The organism is Sinomonas sp. T428B (assembly GCF_056780155.1).
The window spans coordinates 1,212,512-1,230,057 of sequence record NZ_JBRAZR010000001.1; the positions used below are offsets into that span (position 1 = coordinate 1,212,512).

14 protein-coding genes are annotated in these 17,546 nt (G+C 74.4%); 10 read left to right on the forward strand and 4 right to left on the reverse strand.

Features of this window, described 5'->3' with window-relative positions:
• Window positions 1-236: 236 nt before the first annotated feature.
• From ACUYMY_RS05705 to ACUYMY_RS05715, 3 genes are read left to right on the forward strand one after another with little or no spacing between them, the layout of a single operon-like run.
• Window positions 237-800 (forward strand): WhiB family transcriptional regulator, encoded by a 564-nt coding sequence (locus ACUYMY_RS05705; protein ID WP_481702649.1) that lies wholly within the window; start codon window positions 237-239, stop codon window positions 798-800.
• 2 nt (window positions 801-802) lie between these two features.
• On the forward strand, window positions 803-4,324 hold the full coding sequence (locus tag ACUYMY_RS05710; RefSeq protein ID WP_481704972.1) for a glycosyltransferase family 2 protein: 3,522 nt from the start codon (window positions 803-805) through the stop codon (window positions 4,322-4,324).
• Window positions 4,308-5,915 (forward strand): DUF5719 family protein, encoded by a 1,608-nt coding sequence (locus ACUYMY_RS05715; RefSeq protein WP_481702650.1) that lies wholly within the window; start codon window positions 4,308-4,310, stop codon window positions 5,913-5,915. Before ACUYMY_RS05710 ends, ACUYMY_RS05715 begins: the two co-directional genes overlap by 17 nt.
• Window positions 5,916-5,949: 34 nt before the next feature.
• Here the strand turns inward: ACUYMY_RS05715 and ACUYMY_RS05720 are convergent, their stop codons facing one another.
• Entirely contained in the window at window positions 5,950-6,477 is a 528-nt protein-coding gene (locus ACUYMY_RS05720; protein WP_481702651.1) for a metallopeptidase family protein, read from the reverse strand.
• Between the two features lie 168 nt (window positions 6,478-6,645).
• On the opposite strand from ACUYMY_RS05720, the gene ACUYMY_RS05725 reads away from it, so the two are divergent.
• The 5 genes from ACUYMY_RS05725 (at window position 6,646) to ACUYMY_RS05745 (ending at window position 11,422) form a co-directional block, all read left to right on the forward strand.
• A complete protein-coding gene (locus ACUYMY_RS05725) occupies window positions 6,646-7,035 on the forward strand; it encodes a DUF3499 domain-containing protein (RefSeq protein ID WP_481702652.1) in 390 nt (129 codons plus the stop codon).
• Between the two features lie 84 nt (window positions 7,036-7,119).
• Window positions 7,120-7,380 carry a Trm112 family protein gene (locus ACUYMY_RS05730; RefSeq protein WP_481702653.1) on the forward strand — a complete coding sequence of 87 codons (261 nt, stop codon included), beginning with the start codon at window positions 7,120-7,122 and terminating at the stop codon, window positions 7,378-7,380.
• Window positions 7,377-8,858 carry an adenosylhomocysteinase gene (gene ahcY, locus ACUYMY_RS05735; protein WP_481702654.1) on the forward strand — a complete coding sequence of 494 codons (1,482 nt, stop codon included), beginning with the start codon at window positions 7,377-7,379 and terminating at the stop codon, window positions 8,856-8,858. The genes ACUYMY_RS05730 and ahcY overlap by 4 nt, the downstream gene beginning before the upstream one ends.
• A gap of 155 nt (window positions 8,859-9,013) precedes the next feature.
• Complete coding sequence (locus ACUYMY_RS05740; RefSeq protein WP_481702655.1) at window positions 9,014-10,288, forward strand: L,D-transpeptidase; 1,275 nt, start codon at window positions 9,014-9,016, stop codon at window positions 10,286-10,288.
• A gap of 120 nt (window positions 10,289-10,408) precedes the next feature.
• The gene (locus tag ACUYMY_RS05745; protein ID WP_481702656.1) at window positions 10,409-11,422 is read left to right on the forward strand and encodes a TIGR01906 family membrane protein; all 1,014 of its coding nucleotides are present in this window, start codon (window positions 10,409-10,411) and stop codon (window positions 11,420-11,422) included.
• Between the two features lie 7 nt (window positions 11,423-11,429).
• On the opposite strand, the gene ACUYMY_RS05750 is transcribed toward ACUYMY_RS05745, so the two are convergent.
• Window positions 11,430-12,227: a helix-turn-helix domain-containing protein gene (locus tag ACUYMY_RS05750; RefSeq protein WP_481702657.1), complete on the reverse strand. Its 798-nt coding sequence runs from the start codon at window positions 12,225-12,227 to the stop codon at window positions 11,430-11,432.
• 64 nt (window positions 12,228-12,291) lie between these two features.
• Between ACUYMY_RS05750 and ACUYMY_RS05755 the strand changes: the two genes are divergently transcribed.
• On the forward strand, window positions 12,292-12,804 hold the full coding sequence (locus ACUYMY_RS05755; RefSeq protein WP_481702658.1) for a VOC family protein: 513 nt from the start codon (window positions 12,292-12,294) through the stop codon (window positions 12,802-12,804).
• Between the two features lie 15 nt (window positions 12,805-12,819).
• On the opposite strand, the gene ACUYMY_RS05760 is transcribed toward ACUYMY_RS05755, so the two are convergent.
• Window positions 12,820-14,685 carry an AMP-dependent synthetase/ligase gene (locus tag ACUYMY_RS05760; RefSeq protein WP_481702659.1) on the reverse strand — a complete coding sequence of 622 codons (1,866 nt, stop codon included), beginning with the start codon at window positions 14,683-14,685 and terminating at the stop codon, window positions 12,820-12,822.
• A 37-nt stretch (window positions 14,686-14,722) separates the two neighbouring features.
• Window positions 14,723-16,384 carry a dolichyl-phosphate-mannose--protein mannosyltransferase gene (locus ACUYMY_RS05765; RefSeq protein ID WP_481702660.1) on the reverse strand — a complete coding sequence of 554 codons (1,662 nt, stop codon included), beginning with the start codon at window positions 16,382-16,384 and terminating at the stop codon, window positions 14,723-14,725.
• Window positions 16,385-16,431: 47 nt separating this feature from the next.
• Between ACUYMY_RS05765 and rsmI the strand changes: the two genes are divergently transcribed.
• Window positions 16,432-17,355 carry a 16S rRNA (cytidine(1402)-2'-O)-methyltransferase gene (gene rsmI, locus ACUYMY_RS05770; protein ID WP_481702661.1) on the forward strand — a complete coding sequence of 308 codons (924 nt, stop codon included), beginning with the start codon at window positions 16,432-16,434 and terminating at the stop codon, window positions 17,353-17,355.
• The last annotated feature ends 191 nt before the right edge of the window (window positions 17,356-17,546 follow it).

The following is a 17,546-nucleotide window of genomic DNA, read 5'->3' on the forward strand; positions in this document are numbered from 1 at the left end:
TCCGGCGTGTTGGCTCCGGAAAGTCCCACAGCGGATAGCTAGAATTCGCGGCCACGGCTTGACTCCGCCGTACTTACAAGCATGTAATTAGCAGGGACAGTAACTGCGCCGGCGGTTCTCGGTTGAGACTCAGTGGGGGTTCTCATCCGATGTACCGGGGGGTCCGGCACCGGGAATCCTCCTGGCGCTGGTCAACTGCGGCACGCCCAGCAGAAAACGACCCGAGGAGGAGCACCGTGGGACAGGCGGAGCGTATCCAGTATGAGTCGGCCGTTGCGCGAGAGGCATCGGCCACGTATCGGTCGAGGGGGATTCCTGCGGACTGGTATGTCGACCCGGCAGACCCGGAGGCCCGTGAGAGGTACGCGGCCTTGTCCGCGCAGTCCCTCGAGGACGCGGCAACGGCCTTCCTGACCGCGCACGAGGACGACGAGCCCGAGGACCTCGACGACGAGGCGGAGGAAGACGCGGAGGGAGAGGCCGGGGACGACGCCGTCGAGCGCGCCCTCGCGAGCCCCGAGCGGCACAGCGTCCAGCCGGTCCTGATCGGACTCGCCCACCCGGGGGAGCCCGAGGAGGGCGAGCTCGCGTGGCAGGCGGACGCGCTGTGCGCCCAGACGGACCCCGAGGCTTTCTTCCCCGAGAAGGGCGGCTCGACCCGGGACGCCAAGAAGGTGTGCGGATCCTGCGCCGTGCGGGCCCAGTGCCTCGAGTACGCCCTCGCTAACGATGAGCGGTTCGGCATCTGGGGCGGCCTCTCGGAGCGGGAGCGCCGCCGGCTGCGCAAGCGGGCGGTCTGATCCTGGAGTCCGTCAGCGTCACTGCCGTCGTCGTTGCGCACGACGGCGAAGCCCACTTCCCAGCGACCCTCGCCTCCCTCGCGGCCCAGACCCGTCCCGCCGATGCGGTCATCGGCGTCGATGCCGGCTCGCATGACGGCTCCACGGAGCTCCTGCTGGCGACCCTCGGCCCGGACGCCGTCGTGGCGTCGCGCGGCCACGGCGGCTTCGGCGGGGCCGTGGCCCGAGGCCTCGCCGCGCTCGCCCCCGCGGGGCCCGACCCTGCGGCCGAGTGGCTGTGGCTCCTGCACGACGACTCGGCGCCAGCCCCGGACGCCCTCGCCGAGCTGCTCGCGGCCGTCGAGCGCGCCCCGAGCGTCGCCGTGGCCGGATGCAAGCAGCTCGACGCGGCGGACCCGCGGCGGCTCGTCGACGTCGGGCTCTCGGTGAGCCGCTGGGCCGAGCGGCTCGCGCTCGTCGACGTCGACGAGCAGGACCAGGGCCAGTACGACGCGCGCAGCGACGTCTTCGCCGTGAACTCGGCTGGGATGATCGTCCGCCGCGACGTCTGGGAGCAGCTGGGGGGCTTCGATCCGGCACTGCCGGCCACGGGCGACGACGTCGACTACTGCTGGCGGGCGCGCCTCGCCGGGCACCGCGTCGTCGTCGTGCCCTCGGCCCGCGTCTACCACCTTCAGCACGCCCACGCGGCGGGCTCGGCGTACGCGGCCCGCCGCGCCGAGGTGTACTCGCGGCTCAAGCACGCGCCGCTGTGGCAGCTCCCGTTCCAGGCCGTCGGGGCCCTGCTCGGCGGGCTGTGGCAGCTCGTGGCCGGGATCGTCCTCAAGGAGCCCGGCCTCGGCGCTGCCCGCCTCGGGGCGAGCCTCGCCGCGCTCGTCGCCGTCGGCCCCCTCGTGCGCGGCCGACGCCGCGCGGCCCGCACGCGCAGCGTCTCCCGCGCGCTCCTGCGCTCGCTCGCGACCTCGCGGGCCGAGATCTGGGCCTACCGCCGCGCGCTCCTCGAATCCGCCGCCGCGGAGTCGGACTCCGTCGCCGGGGACGGCACCGGCATCGCGGACGGCCCGGAGGAGCCGACGGGCGACTCCCAGCACGACTTCGCTGCCCTCGCGGTCGCGACCCGCGGCTGGGCCGGGACCGGGGCCCTCGTCGCCGCGGGCGTCGCGCTCCTGGCCTCGGCGATCGCGCTCGCGCCGCTCCTCGGTGCCCCGGCCGCCGCCGGCGGCGCCCTCCTGCCCGTCTCCGCGACGCTCGGGGAACTCTTCGCGCACGCCACCGGCTGGTGGACGCAGGTCGGGGCCGGCGTCCCCGGGCACGGCGACCCCTTCGGGCTCCTCCTCGTCCTACTCGGGCTCCTCGGCCTCGGCGACGCGAACCGCGCAGTGGTCGTCGCCTTCCTCGCCGCCGCGCCGCTCGCGGCCCTCGGCGCCTGGGCTCTCGCGGCCTCCCTCACCGCGCACCGCACCCCGCGCGTGCTCGCGGCGCTGACGTGGGCCTCCGCTCCCGTCCTGCTCGTCGCCGTCGGCCAGGGCCGGCTCGGCGCGGCCCTCGCGCACGCGGCGCTGCCGTGGGCGCTCCTCGGCATGCTGCGCGCGGTCGGCGCGGCGCGCGTGCGCACGATCGGGTCCGACTCGGCCGCCCGGGCCGGGTCCGGAGGGGTGCCGTCCTGGACTGCCGCCGCGGCGGGCGGCCTCGCCCTCGCCGTCGCGACCGCCGGCGCGCCGTCCCTGCTGCCGCTCGCGGCCGCCGTCGTCCTGTTCGTGACCCTCGCGCTGCGCTCCCGGGCCCGCTCGCTGTGGTGGACCCTCGTCCCCTCCGTCGCCCTCTTCCTGCCGGTGTGGGTCGCCGCCCTGGACGACCCCCGCGCGTGGATCGCCGATCCCGGCGTGCCGCTCGCCTCCGAGCCCGCGGCCCCGTGGCAGCTCGCGCTCGGCCAGCCCGTCGCGTTCGACGGCGGCGCGGGGCTCGCGGGCCTCGGCTGGCTCCCTGCGGGCGTCCCGTGGTCCCTCGTCGCCGCCCTCGCACTCGGCGCCCCCGTGCTCGCAGGCGCCGCCGCATCCGCCATTGTGCTCCAGGGCCGGCGCGGCAGCGCCGCCCGCGCGCTCGTCGGCGCGGGCGTGCTCGCCCTCGCGTACGCGTGGGCGGTCTCCCGCATCCCGACGGCGGTCTCCGGGGACAGCCTCGTGGCCCCGTCCGCCGGCCCCGCGGTCGGGGCGGGGATGCTCGGCTTCCTCGCCGCCGCCGTGCTGGGCGCCGACCGGCTCCTCGAGCACCGCCGCGCCCTGGCGGCACGGCCCGGCAAACTCGGGAAACTCGGTGAACATCGCCACCGCGCCGTCGCGGCCTGCGCGGCCGCCGCGCTCGCGCTGGCGGGCGTCGGCCCGGTCGCGGCCCTCGCGCACTGGGCCTCGGCGGGCATGCTGCCCGCCGCCGAGCCGACCGCTGGGCTCGGCCCCGAGCGGCTCGTCGAGCCCTCGCGCGGACGCACGCTCCCTGCGACGGCCTCGGACCTCGGCCTGGGGAGCCAGCAGACCCGGACCCTCGTGCTGCGCACGGCGGAGGGGGGCGGGATCGTGGCCTCGCTCATGCGGGGCGCCGGAACGACGCTCGACACGCTCTCCGCGACCGCCTCGGCGAGCCGCATCACGGGCGAGTGGGGCGAGGAGCGGATCGCCGACCCCGACTCGGCCGACGCCGCCGTCCGCGAGGCAGCCGCCACGATCGTGGCTGCCCAGGGGGTCGACCCGGGGGACGAGCTCGAGGACCTCGGCGTCGGCTTCATCGTGCTGCAGGAGCGCGACGCCGGGGACGCCCTCCTCGCCTCGCGGGTGGACGCCGTCCCCGGGCTCGTGGCCGTCGGGCGCACCGACGCCGGCTGGCTCTGGCGCGTGACACCGCGCTCGGGCGAGGTCGCCGAGGGTCTTTCGATCGCGCACCGCGCCCGGATCGTCGACTCCCGCGGCACGACCCTCACGTTCGTCCCCTCGGGCCCCGAGCGCATCTCCGTGGACATCCCGGCCGGCGGTGAGGGCCGCCGGCTCGTGCTCGCCGAACGCTCGAGCACCGGCTGGGACGCCCGGCTCGACGGCCAGGCCCTTTCGGTGGGGAGGATGGGCGCCGACGGCTGGGCCCAGGCGTTCGAGCTTCCCGCCGCGGGCGGGCACCTCGAGGTCCGCTACGCGCACCCCGCCTCGTGGCCCCTCGGCCTCCTCGCCGCGGTGGTCCTCGTCGTGACCGTGCTCCTCGCCGTCCCCGCCCGCACGCGCCGGTCCTCGTCGTCGCCCGGGCTCGGCGGCGGGTCCCTGCGGGTCGCCCTGGCCGCACGGGACCGCGCGCTCGCCGCGGGCGGCCCCGCCCGCCCGCGGGGCGGTCCCGCACCGGGGGAGGGGCGCGACCCCGTGCCGGGCGGAGGCGAGCCCGGGGACCCGCCGGCGCCGGCGGCCGATGACCAGAGGCATACCGTGACCGAGACCGATGAGACTGCCGCCGAGGGGAAGGAGGCCAGCGGCCGTGAAGCCCGCGTCTGAGCGCACCGCCCAGAATCGCCCTGTCCGGAACCGCCGCCGAGCGCGCGCCGCCCTCTCCGCCGCCCTCGGGACGCTGCTCGTCGCCGCGGGGGCGGGCCTCGCCGTCGCGGCATCGGGCCTGCCCGTGCCGTCGTCCCTCGCGCCCGGGACGCCCCGCCTCGCCGAGGTCCCCGCTGGCAACACCGTGCGGACGTGCCCGGGGCCCGCCCGGCTGCTCGAGGGCACGCCGGTGGCGGGCGACGCCCAGTTCAGCCCCGTGAGCACGACGGCGGAGAGCTCGCTGAGCGCCATCATCCCCTCGACGGCCACCGGCGCCCTCCCGGCAGGGGCCCTCGAGTCCCCGGAGGGCGGCGTGCTCCGTCCCGTCGAGCAGCGGCTCGCCGACACCGGGGCCGGGGCCCAGCCGCATGCCACCGTCCTGCCGCGCGAGGCCGTGGACGCCCCCGCGACGCTGGAGGTCGAGGCCGAGGGCGGGCGCGCGTCGTCCGCGGCGGCGCTCTTCCGCTTCTCCGCCGGCGACGGCGACCTCCGGGGCCTGGCCACGGCCGCCTGCACAGCGCCGTCGAACGACCAGTGGCTCGTGGGCGCCTCGACCCTCGTGGGCCGCACGTCGGTCCTGACGCTGACGAACACGAGCCGCACGCCCGCGACCGTGGACCTCGAGTTCTTCGGCGACAAGCCCCTCGAGCAGGCGCCCCCGGGCAGCCGCGGCCTCCAGGTCGCCCCAGGGTCGTCCAAGTCGATCGCGCTCGCGGGCTTCCTGCCCGGGCAGTCGAGCCTGTCGGTGCACGTGCTCAGCAGGGGCGGCCCCGTTGCCGCCTCGATCCAGCAGTCCACGCTGCGCGGCCTGACCCCGGGCGGGGTCGAGTTCCTCACGCCCGCGGCCCCTCCGGCGTCCCGCCAGACCGTGACGGGCCTCGAGCTCCAGGACCCGGGCCGTGCCCGCGAGCTCGCCTCGCGGAGCGGCTTCGCCGACGCCGGCGCGTCAGTCCAGCTCACGGTCCCGGGCGCCGTCGACGCCGTCGTGCAGCTGCGCGTGTACGGGCGCAACGGACAGGTGAACCTGCCCGGCGGGGGCGTGGTCACGGCCAAGGCTGGCTCGGTCACGACTGTCTCCCTGGCCGGGCTCCCGGCCGGGACGTACTCCGTCTCGGCGAGCGCGGACGTCTTCTTCACGGCGGGCGCCCGGGTCACGCGCGGGCTCGACGCAGCCCAGCCGCTCGACTTCGCCGCGCCCGGGGCCTCGGTGCGCCTCGGCGACAGCCACGTGGTGCCGGTGGGCGCAGGCGGGACGCGGTCCATCGTGGTCGGAGTACCCGAGGGCCGGGCCGAGGTACGCGCCGTCCCGGTGACCGAGGACGGGCGCCAGCACTCCGCCGTCACGATCGACGTCGCGGGAGGCACGACGGCGGTCCTCGAGGCCGCCGACTCCGTCGAGGGGTCGGCGGTGGCCGGCTACATCGTCTCGGCGTCCGGGGACCCCGCGTACGGCTCGCTCGTGACCACGGGCGAGGGGAACGAGATCGCCGACGCCGCGTTCGTCCCGCCCGTCGGCGGGGCGCAATCGCTGCCCGTCACGCTCGGCCAATGACGCCTGACCCGCCGGTGCGTCGGGGCCGGCGGAGTCAGCGGAAGCGGTAGTAGGGGTCGAGCGTCTCGGGGGCGACGTTGAGCATGAGCGCGGTGTACTCCACGACGACGTCGTGCACGAGGTCCTGCAGCTCGGCCTGGGTGCCGGCCGCGGTCTCGACGACGCGGCGGTAGACGGTGATGCGCGGGGCCCGGCCGGGGCCGCCCGGGGTGAAGTGCCCCTGCGGCGGCCGCCCGCGGTCGCGCAGGAGCTGCTCGAGGCCCGGGGGGATCTCCTCGACGGCGTACTCGACGCCGTCGAGCTCGGAGCCGCGGAGGTCCTGGAGCCTGTCGGCCGCGTCGAAGACCCAGTCCTCGAAGCGCTCGGCGCGGGTCCGGCTCGCGGGGAGGACGGCGGGGAGGATCTCGCCGCGCAGCCCCCGGCCGTGGCGGTTCCGGTGCCGGCTGCGGAAGCTGCGGCCCTGGCCCGCGCCCGGCTCTCCAGCGGGAGGAACGGGCCGGATGCTGAGGCTGTGCCCGGGGACGGGATCCCGGGGCGCCGCCGGAGACGAACGATCCTGCATGTATCGACTGTAGTCGCCCCCGGCCCGAGCGGCGAGCCGGACCGGGCGCGCCGGCCCCGCGCTCGGCGGCGTGGGGCGGCGGGGCTGTTCGGCGGGAGTGCGGCGCGGAGGGGGCCGGCGTCGGTCAATGCCCGGCGAACGCCCCGGCGGGCGGTAGGGTTCTGTGCCGTGGGCCCACTACGCCATTGTTCTCGATCTGCCTGCCGCCAGGCCGCGGTGGCCACGCTGACGTATGTCTACGCCGATTCGACAGCCGTCCTCGGCCCGCTCGCGACGTTCGCGGAGCCCCACAGCTACGACCTGTGCGCCGCCCATGCCGAGCGACTCACCGTCCCGAGGGGTTGGGAGGTCCTGCGCCTCGCGATCCCCGCGGGCCCGCCCGTGGCACCCGACGACCTCGTCGCGCTCGCCGAGGCCGTGCGCGAGGCCGAGGCCCCAGCGGCGCCGGAGGAGCCGGCCACCTCCGCCGAGCGCGGGCCCCGCACCCCGCTCGAGCCGCCCGCCCCCGGCGAGGCCATGACCCGCCGGCACCTGAGGCTCCTGCGCGAGCCCTCCTGAACCTCGCGGCCTCCTGAACCCTCGCGTTCCTGGCACGGCCGCCCCGGGCCGCCCCGAGAGGCGGGCGGCTGTAGGCTAGTGCGCATGCCGAATCTCAGCCCCTCGCTGCTTGCCGTGCTCCGGTGCCCCGTGACGGGCTCAGCCCTCGTCCAGGACGGCGACGAGCTCGTCGCGACAGCCCCCGGGCCCGACGGCGCCGAGCTGCGCTACCCGATCGAGGACGGCATCCCCGTCCTGCTCCCCCCGGAGCACCTTCCGGCTGCGCAGGGCGCCGGCAGCGGCCAGCACGGCCCCGGCATCCCCCGCGCCACGAACGACGACAGCACCGCCCAGGAGCACGCATGACCCTCGAGTACAAGGTTGCCGACATCTCCCTCCACGAGGCGGGCCGGCACCAGATCCGCCTGGCCGAGCACGAGATGCCCGGCCTCATGGCCCTGCGCGAGGAGTTCGGCGCCTCCCAGCCGCTCGCGGGCGCGCGGATTGCGGGGTCCCTGCACATGACCGTCCAGACGGCCGTGCTCATCGAGACCCTCACGGCGCTCGGCGCCGAGGTCCGCTGGGCCTCGTGCAACATCTTCTCGACCCAGGACGAGGCCGCGGCCGCCGTCGTCGTCGGCACCGGGACCGCCGAGGACCCTCGGGGCGTCCCCGTCTTCGCGTGGAAGGGGGAGACCCTCGAGGAGTACTGGTGGACCGCCGAGCAGATCCTCACGTGGCCCGGCGCGGCCGAGGACCCTTCGCTCGGCCCGAACATGATCCTCGACGACGGCGGGGACGCGACGCTGCTCGTGCACAAGGGCGCCGAGTTCGAGGCGGCCGGCGCCGTCCCGCAGGCCACTGCCGACGACCCCGAGGAGTACCGGATCATCCTCGACGTCCTGCGCGCGGGCCAGGCCCAGGACCCGCAGAAGTGGACCCGCATCGCCGCCGGCATCAAGGGCGTCTCCGAGGAGACGACGACCGGCGTGCACCGGCTCTACCAGCTCGCCGAGCAGGGCAAGCTCCTGTTCCCGGCGATCAACGTCAACGACGCCGTGACGAAGAGCAAGTTCGACAACAAGTACGGCATCCGCCACTCCCTCCCGGATGGCATCAACCGGGCGACCGACGTGCTCATGGGCGGAAAGGTCGCCGTCGTGTGCGGCTACGGCGACGTCGGCAAGGGCGCCGCCGAGGCCCTGCGCGGCCAGGGCGCGCGCGTCGTCGTGACCGAGATCGACCCGATCTGCGCGCTCCAGGCGGCCATGGACGGGTACCAGGTGGCCCGCCTCGAGTCCGTGCTGGGGCAGGGCGACATCTTCATCACGACGACGGGCGGCAAGGACATCATCCTCGCCGAGCACATGACCGCGATGAAGGACAAGGCGATCGTCGGCAACGTCGGCCACTTCGACAACGAGATCGACATGGCCGGGCTGGCCAAGGTCCCGGGCGTGACCAAGGTCGAGATCAAGCCGCAGGTCCACGAGTGGGTCTTCCCCGCCGCCGACGGGCGCCCGGAGCGCTCGATCATCGTGCTCTCCGAGGGCCGCCTCATGAACCTCGGCAACGCGACGGGCCACCCCTCGTTCGTCATGAGCAACTCGTTCGCGAACCAGACGATCGCCCAGATCGAGCTGTGGACCAAGCGCGACCAGCCGGAAGGCGAGCGCGAGTACAATAACCAGGTCTACGTCCTGCCCAAGGTCCTGGACGAGAAGGTCGCGCGGCTGCACCTCGACGCCCTCGGCGTCGAGCTCACCGAGCTGACCAAGGACCAGGCCGAATACCTCGGCCTCGACGTCGCCGGGCCGTACAAGCCGGACCACTACCGCTACTGAGCCCCATCGCCGTCCCGCCCGTGTGGCGGGGCCGGAGCTGCCTTGGAGGGCATGCCCCGATCGTGCCCTGACCGCGTCCTGGGCGTGACCGGGGCATGTCCTGCCCTGCCGTAGGCTTGAAGGAGTCATTTCGAGCGGACCAGGGGGACAGCACTGTGGGACAGCACCGTACTGTGCACGGGCAGCCGGAACGAGGTCAGCCCCAGCGCCGCGGGCTCGGCCGGGGCTCCAAGATCGCCTTGACGGCGCTGCTCGTCGTCGGCGTCCTCGGCGGCGCCGCCGGCGTGGCGACAGCGCCCACCTGGGCCCGCCCGGCGCCGTCGTCCGAGGCCGGAAGCCCGCTGCGCACCGAGCCCGGGCTCGTGGTCCCGGTCATCAAGCCGCTCGAGCTCGGCGTGACGCCCACCGACGGCGCCGAGGAGGTCAACCCGGCGATCAGCCCGCAGGTCAAGGCCGTCAACGGGACGGTCGTGTCCGTGCGGCTCGTGGACGCGAACGGCGCCGTGGTCCCCGGCGAGACGAGCGCCGACGGCTCGACGTGGACCGCCACGGGCGCGCTCGAGTTCAACATGAACTACACCTACGAGTTCACGCTCGCCGACGGCGCGGGCCGCAAGACCACCAAGAAGCAGACCTTCCACACCGTCACGGCCAAGAACGAGGCCGACGCCGCCGTCTTCCCGCGTGACGGCTCGACCGTCGGCACGGGCCAGCCGATCCAGATCACCTTCAGTGAGCCGGTCACGAACAAGGAGGCCGTCGAGAAGGCCGTGACGGTGACCTCGACGTCCAACCAGCCCGTGCGCTGGCACTGGTACAGCGACAGGATGGCGCGGATCCGGCCCGAGACGTTCTGGGCGGGCAACTCGAAGGTAACCGTCTCCCTCAAGCTCTTCGGGGTGGAGTTCGGCGGCGGGATGGTCGGCAACTTCGACGCAGACGTGAGCTTCACCACCGGCCCGTCCCGCTTGGCGGTCGTCGACGACAGGACCAAGACGATGCAGGTCTTCATCGACGGGGCCCACGTCAAGACCTTCCCCGTCACGCTCGGCGACCCCGACTGGCTCTCGCCCACGGGCTACGCGGTGATCATGGAGCAGGAGCGCCGCTCGAACTTCAACGCCGGCAGCATCGGCCTCAAGCCGGGTGACAAGGGCTACTACCCGCCGCTCACGGTCGAGCATGCGAACCGGCTCACGACCTCGGGCGTCTACGTGCATCAGGCCCTCGACTCCGCGATCCCCTACGTGGGCGTGCGGAACGTCTCGCACGGGTGCGTCGGGCTCCTGCCCGCGGACGCCGCCTGGTTCTTCGCCACCTTCAAGCCCGGCGACATCGTCCAGACGCTCAACACGGGCGCGCCCGCCGTCGAGCCCCTCGAGGGCTGGGGCGACTGGAATCTGGACTGGGCGACGTACGCGAAGCGCTGAGGGTAACGCTTCGGCCACACGTGCCTGCCGTGCCCGGGAGCCGCAGGGGGCAGCGGGTACGGTGGAGTCAGACCATGCTGACCGAGGTCCCTGGAGGGCCGTGACTGGACGGTGACTGTGTTGACCGACAAACGATCCGGATCAGAGCCCGGCACCGGGTTCGACGAGTCCCAGGACAGCGACGAGCCCGCGTTCGAGTGGATGCGGGGCGAGACGAGCGTCGGGCGGCACGCGGCGGTCCCCGGCGAGGCACGGCCCAACGGCGATGCCCGGCCCAACGGCAACGACCAGCCCGCCGAGTCGCGGCCCGCAGGAACCCAGCCCGCCGAGGGGAGGACGGAGCCCTCGCCCACCGGGGTGCTCAACGCCCGCCCGCCCGAGGAGGAGGTCCAGCGCCGCAGCGCCGAGCGCGATGCCGCGGCCCGGGCGAAGCCGGTGGCGCCGCGCGTGCTCCAGGTGCTCATGGCGATCCTGTTCCCGTTCCTGATCCTCATCGCCGCCGTGCGCGTCGTCGCGAGCCCGCTGTTCCTGTGGGCCGAGTACCACCGCCCGGGCTTCCCTGGGGATGGCTACGGCTTCTCCGCCGACGACCGGCTGACCTACGCCTCGTACGCCGTCGATTACCTGGCCAACGCCGCCTCGCCGCGCTACCTCGGCGATCTCGTGTTCTCCAACGGGGACCGCCTGTTCACTGCGGGGGAGGTCAGCCACATGGCGGACGTCAAGCTCGTGGTCCTCTCCGCCTACGGGGCGGGCGCCCTGCTCCTGGTCTTCTTCATCGCCGCCTTCTTCGGCCTGCGCAAGGCACGCGGCGCGTTCGCGCGCGGCCTCTTCGCCGGGTCTCTCGTGACCCTCGGCCTCATTGCCGCCCTCGCGGTCCTCGCGTTCCTGGGATGGGAGCAGTTCTTCACGGAGTTCCACCGGATCTTCTTCGCAGACGGCACCTGGACCTTCCGGCTCGAGGACACGCTCATCAGGCTGTTCCCCGGGCAGTTCTGGATGGACGCCGCCGTGACGATCGGCGTCCTCGTGCTGCTGACGTCGGTGCTCGTGGCCATCTTCTGCTGGCCCACGCCCAAGCGGCGCGCGTCGCGCGCCCAGACGGTGGAGGGCACGGAGCCCGCAGCCTCCTAACTCCCGGCTAGGACTCCTCCCCGCCGACGGCCCGCCGGTACGAACTCGGCGTGAGCCCCAGGTGCTTCTGGAAGTCATTCGTCAGGTGGGCATGGTCGGCGTAGCCGACCTCGGCGGCAATCTTCGCGAGATCCGCTGAAGCGTCCAGCCGCGCGCGCTCGGTGGCGTCTTGGAGCCTCCGACGGCGGATCAGAGCGGCAGGGCTGAGGCCGATGTACTTCCTGGCCACGCGCTGCAGGGTCCGCGGCGATGCGGACAATCGCGCAGCCACCTCCTCAACCCGGGTCAAGGAGGCGTCCGAATCCACCGCGTCCAGGAGGCGGTTCGCCAGCAGGCCTTCCTCCGAGACGGAGTCTCCGCCGAAGGGGCCCAACCACCTCGCAAAGGCCTCCACTGCGTGCGCCAGACGACTCTCGCCCTCGGACGCGCTCATCGCCGTCGCGACGGGAAGGCGGAGGTTCTCGAGAGTCAGGGCGGCCTCCGCGTCGCACAGCCCGGCGGGGTCGTCCGTGAACAGTGGCACGGCGGCTGGGCGCAGGAGCGCGCCAACCGCCCAGCCACGGCCGCTCAGGTCGCGGTACGAGGCACGGGTTGTCGGGCCGGAGAAGATGACGCCGTCAGGCTGCACGACCAGATTCGAACTCGGGTACGCGATCACGTGCTGCCGTGAGGTGCGGCCGGGCTCGATGTCCCACTCGGGGATCCAGAACCACTGGACCAGGTCGGCGACGGAGGAAGGAGCCGGGAGCCGGTGGAATGCGGGTAGGCGGGCCGGGTACAGGATGCCCTTGAACGAACCCTCCACGAGACCCCCAGACTGTCGCGAATCCTCAAGCGCCGGGACCGCCACGGCACGTAGCGTCACAGGCATGAACGACATTACAAGCACTCAGGCAAGCACGGCCGCCCACGGCGAGCACACCGTCCACGGGATCCCGAAGGGGCTCACGAGCATCACCCCGTTCCTTGCCGTCGCCGACGCCACGAAGGCCATCGCGTTCTACCGGGACGTCTTCGGCGCCCGCCTCATCAGCGCCACGGAGATGGGCGGGGTTGTGGTTCACGCAGAGCTCGACTTCGGCAACGGCCGCCTCCAGCTCGGCGAGCCCAACCCGGAGTACGACCTGGTTCCGGCGCCGGCGGGCGGGAAGGACTGCTACTCGCTGGGCCTGTACTGCTCGAATGCGGACGACCTCGTGAAGCGGGCCGAGGAGGCCGGGGCAGCCATCCGCGAGCCCCTCGCGACCTTCGTCTCGGGCGACCGCTATGCCAGCATCCGAGACCCCTTCGGCGTCCGCTGGTCCGTCATGACCCGAGTCGAGGACCTTTCCGAGGAGGAGAGCAGCCGACGCGTCCAGGAATGGGCCGCGCAGCAGGGCTAGGCCCCGTGCGGCCTCCTAGGAGTAGAGGGCCTCGACCGTGCCCGCGAAGGCCTCGAGGACGGCCTGGCGGCGCAGCTTGAGCGACGGCGTGAGGTCGCCGTCCCCGAGGCTGAGCTCGCGCGGCAGGATCTCGAATCGGCGGATCGACTCGGCCCGGGACACGCCGGCGTTCGCCGCCTCGACGGCGCGCTGCACCTCAGCGGCGACCTCCGGATCGGCCGCCGCCTCCGCGATGCCGAGCGACCGCCCGCGGTGCCGGCACCACGCGGCCAGCCCGTCGGCGTCGAGCGCCACGAGCGCGCCCACGAAGGGCCGTCCCTCGCCCACGACGACGGCGTGCGCGATGATCTCGGACTCGCGCAGGGCCTCCTCGAGCGGTCCCGGCACGACGTTCTTGCCCCCGGCCGTCACGAGGATGTCCTTGACCCTGCCCGTGATGCGCAGGTACCCGTCCTCGTCGAGCCGGCCCAGATCGCCCGTCGCGAGCCAGCCGTCGGGGGTGAAGGCCTGGGACTCCGGCGAGCCCGGCGCCGCCCCGCGGTAGCCGGCGGCGACCCCGATGCCCCTGACGAGGACCTCGCCGGAGTCGGAGATGCGGAGCGAGGTGCCCGGCACGGGGCGGCCCACGGTCCCCACGCGCGTCGCCTCGGGGGTGTTGACGGTGCACGGCGCGGTGGTCTCGGTGAGCCCGTAGCCCTCGAGCACAGTGAGGCCGACCCCCCGGAAGAAGTGCGCGAGAGTGGGGCTCAGCGCGCTGGCCCCGGAGACGATCGTGGAAAGGCTTCCGCCGAACGCGGCGCGGAGCCTCGCGTAGACGAGCCGGTCGAAGACGGCGTGGCGGACGCGCAGCCGCCGGCCGGGCCCGTCGCCGAGGCCCGAGGCCTCGTCGTCGAGCGCCTGCGAGTATTCCCGCGCGGTGCGGGCGGCCTGCTCGAAGACCGCGCCGCGCAGCCCCTGCGAGGCCCGCGCGTGCGCCGCGGCGTACACCTTCTCGAAGACGCGCGGCACCGCGAGCAGGAAGGTGGGCCGGAACGTTCCGAGGTCCTCGACGAGGTCCGCCTGGCGCGAATGGCCGACCACGACGCCCGCGGCCAGGCACGTGACCTGGACAGCGCGGGCGAGCACGTGGGCGAGCGGGAGGAACATGAGCGTCCGCGCGCCGGGCCCGACGACGGAGGGCAGGTGGGCGCGGAGGTTCACCGCGAGCAGGGCGAGGTTGCCGTGCGTGACCTCGCAGGCCTTGGGCCTGCCCGTCGTCCCCGACGTGTAGACGAGCGTCGCGAGGGCCTCGAGCCCCGCGGCAGCGCGGTGCCGCTCGAGCTCGGCCTCGCTCACCCCGAGCCCCGGCCCAGCGAGGCTGCGCAGCGTCGCGCCCTCGCCGTCGTCGGCCATGACGGTGATGGGCAGCAGCGTGTCCGCGAGCGCGGCGTGGCCGTGCACGGCGTCCTCGACCCGGCGGGCGGTGTCCGCGTCCTGGACGAAGACTCGCCGCGCGCCCGAGTCGGCGAGGATGAACGCGATCTGCGACGTCGAGGCGGTCTCGTAGACGGGAACGGGCACGCCGCCGGCGAACCATACGGCGAAGTCGACCAGGGCCCACTCGTAGCTGCTCGCCGAGACGATGGCCACGCGGTCGCCCGTGTCGAGGCCGCTCGCGATGAGCCCGCGGGCGAGGGCCCGCACCTGCTCGAGGAACTGCGCGGCCGTGACCGGGGCCCAGCCGGCGTCCGTGCGACGGGCGAAGAGCTCGGCGTCGGGCGCCGACGCCGCCCGGTCGAGGAGCAGCTGGGTGACGTTGACGGATGGATCGAGGTCCGCGACGGCGTCCGCCGCCGCCTCGCGGCGCGGGGAGCCGGAGCCGTGGACGTCCTCGGCGCTCATGTGCCCTCTCCTCCCTTGGGTAGTTGCAGGTCCAGGTCTACGTCCAGCTGGGCATCCACATCCGCAGGCGCCACTCGAGATACGGGATGGGCTCGGCGTTCCAGATCGGCATGAGGTACGCCGAGACCGCGAGGACCGCGAGCAGGAACACCCCGACAGCGAGGAGCCCGGCCTGGCGCCGCCACGTGGGGTCCGACCGGCGGCCGAGCACGAGCCCCAGCGCGAGCACGAGCGCGAGGACGAGGTACGGCTCGAAGGCCACCGAGTAGAACGCGAACATCGTCCGGTTCGGGTACAGGAACCACGGCAGGTAGCCCGCCGCGACGCCGGCGAGGACCGCCCCGGCGCGCCAGTCGCGGCGGCCGGCCCACAGCAGGGCCACGATCCCTAGCGCGACTGTCCCGCCCCACCAGATGAGGGGATTGCCCACCGAGAGCACGGTCGAGGAGCAGTGGTCCGTCCCGCAGGCGCCCGTGGGCTCCGTGTAGTAGAAGGACGTGGGCCGGCCCTGCACGAGCCAGCTCCACGGCGTGGAGGCGTAGGGGTGCGGCGAGGACAGGCCGTTGTGGAACGAGTAGGCCTCGGCGTGGTAGTGCGCGAGCGAGCGGAGGGCCTCCGGCACCCATCCCCAGGCGGGGTCGGGGTGCTCGGCGGCCCACGTGCGGAAGTAGCCCAGGTCCGAGGCGAACCACCCGGACCACGACGCCGTGTAGACGGCCGCGCCGAGCAGCACGATGCTCGCGAACGCGCCGGGGGCGTCGCGCAGGACGGCCGCGGGGAGCCATCCGTGGATGCCCGCCGTGCGGCGGGCCGAGGCGTCCCAGAGCACGGTCAGGAGACCGAACGCGACGACGAACGCGAGCCCCGACCACTTGACCCCGACCGCGAGGCCGAGGCACACGCCGGCGGCGATCCGCCACCAGCGCACGCCGAGCCGCGGCCCGACGGCGAGCACGGCGGGGGCGAGCCGGCCGTCCGGGGAGGCGAGCGCACCCAGCCGGGCCGCGAGCCGCCGTCGGCCGTCGTCGCGGTCCAGGAGCAGGGCGCAGAAGGCCGCGAGCACCCAGAAGGAGAGGAAGATGTCCAGGATCCCGGTGCGCGACAGCACGATGTGGTGCCCGTCCACGGCGAGCAGCAGCCCGGCCGAGGCCGCGAGGACGTGCGAGCGGAAGAGCCGGTGCGCGGCCCAGGCGGTGAGCACGACCGAGAGGGTCCCGACGAGGGCCGCGGTGAACCGCCAGCCGAACGAGCTGCCGGGCCCGAAGAGCGCGAGCCCGAGGGAGATCATCCACTTGCCCACGGGCGGGTGGACGACGTATTCGGGGGTCGCGAGCAGCCCGCTCGTGTCGCCGTTGACGAAGAGGTCGTTCGCGCCCTCGGCCCAGTTCCGCTCGACGCCCGAGACGAGGTACGAGTAGGCGTCCTTGACGTAGTAGGTCTCGTCGAAGACGAGGGCGTGCGGGCGGTCGAGCGAGGTGAACCGGATGATCGCCGCGACAAGGCCGACGGCGAGCGGCACGAGCCACCCGAGGAGCCGCTCGCGCCCGGCCAGGTCGCGCCACGGCGTGAGGGGCCCGAGGAGCCGCTCCCGCAGGGCCTCCGCGGCGCCGCGCCCGCCCGCGGGACTGGGGTCCACGAGCCACATGCGGCGGGAATTCCAGCCGTGCGAGGGCGCGCGGGTCTGCGTCGGGGTGCTCATCCCGGCCCATGCTACCCGCGCGAGGTGGCTCGCGTAGGCTGGGGCGCGTGCAGCACAACGAGGCCCCCGCCCCCGATCCCCACGCCACCGCGGGAGCCGAACCGGCGGACGACGCCGGCGGGCACCGCGCGCTCCCGGGCGGCGGCGCCGTCGTCCTCGCCGCGACCCCGATCGGCAACCTCGGCGACGCGAGCCGCCGCCTGGTCGAGTTCCTCGCCGAGGCCGACGTCGTGGCCGCCGAGGACACGCGGCGGCTCCAGCGGCTCGCGAGCGGGCTGGGCGTCCGCCCGCGCGGCCGCGTCGTGAGCTACCACGAGCACAACGAGGCGTCGAAGACCCAGGAGCTGCTCGAGGAGGTGCGCGCGGGCCGGACCGTGCTGCTCGTGACGGACGCGGGCATGCCCGCCGTCTCGGACCCGGGCTACCGGCTCGTCGAGGCGGCCGTCGCCGAGGGCCTCACGGTCACCGCGCTCCCCGGCCCCTCGGCCGTCCTGACGGCCCTCGCGCTCTCGGGCCTGCCGACGGACCGCTTCTGCTTCGAGGGCTTCCTGCCGCGCAAGGCGGGGGAGCGGGCACAGCGGCTTGCCGAGCTCCGGGCCGAGCGCCGCACGATGGTCTTCTTCGAGGCGCCGCACCGGCTCGGCGCGATGCTCGCCGCGGTGGCAGAGGCCTTCGGCGCCGAGCGGCGGCTCGCCGTCTGCCGGGAGCTCACCAAGACATACGAGGAGGTGCTGCGCGGCACCGCGGGGGAGCTCGCCGCGTGGGCCGAGGCGCACGAGGTCCGCGGCGAGATCGCCGTCGTCGCCGCCGGCGCGCCCGAGGCCGCGCCCGCCCGCACCGAGGACCTCGTCGCGGGCGTCGAGTCGCTCGTGGCGGCGGGCACGCGGCTCAAGGAGGCCGTGGCGCTCGTGGCCGAGGAGGCCGGGGCGAGCAAGCGCGAGCTGTACGCGGCCGTGCTCGCGGCGCGGTAGGCCCCCACCTTCCTCAGGGACGGTCCTCGGGGCAAAAACCCCGGAATCCCGCGGGAGTCGACTGTGCAGATGTACAGACGCGCCCTTGGATCGCGGTGGGGTCATACATGGACACGTGCGAGCGGGCGGGCCTAGCGTTGAAGCAGTCCACCCACGCTCGCCGGTGAGCGTGCTGCGAGAAGGAGCCCGAC

Excerpts from the sequence above, each read along its gene's own strand:
- ACUYMY_RS05720 (WP_481702651.1), bottom strand. The coding sequence starts at position 6,477 with ATGCAGGATCGTTCGTCTCCGGCGGCGCCCCGGGATCCCGTCCCCGGG.
- ACUYMY_RS05730 (WP_481702653.1), top strand. The coding sequence starts at position 7,120 with ATGCCGAATCTCAGCCCCTCGCTGCTTGCCGTGCTCCGGTGCCCCGTG.
- ahcY (WP_481702654.1), top strand. The coding sequence starts at position 7,377 with ATGACCCTCGAGTACAAGGTTGCCGACATCTCCCTCCACGAGGCGGGC.
- ACUYMY_RS05755 (WP_481702658.1), top strand. The coding sequence starts at position 12,292 with ATGAACGACATTACAAGCACTCAGGCAAGCACGGCCGCCCACGGCGAG.
- ACUYMY_RS05760 (WP_481702659.1), bottom strand. The coding sequence starts at position 14,685 with ATGAGCGCCGAGGACGTCCACGGCTCCGGCTCCCCGCGCCGCGAGGCG.
- ACUYMY_RS05765 (WP_481702660.1), bottom strand. The coding sequence starts at position 16,384 with ATGAGCACCCCGACGCAGACCCGCGCGCCCTCGCACGGCTGGAATTCC.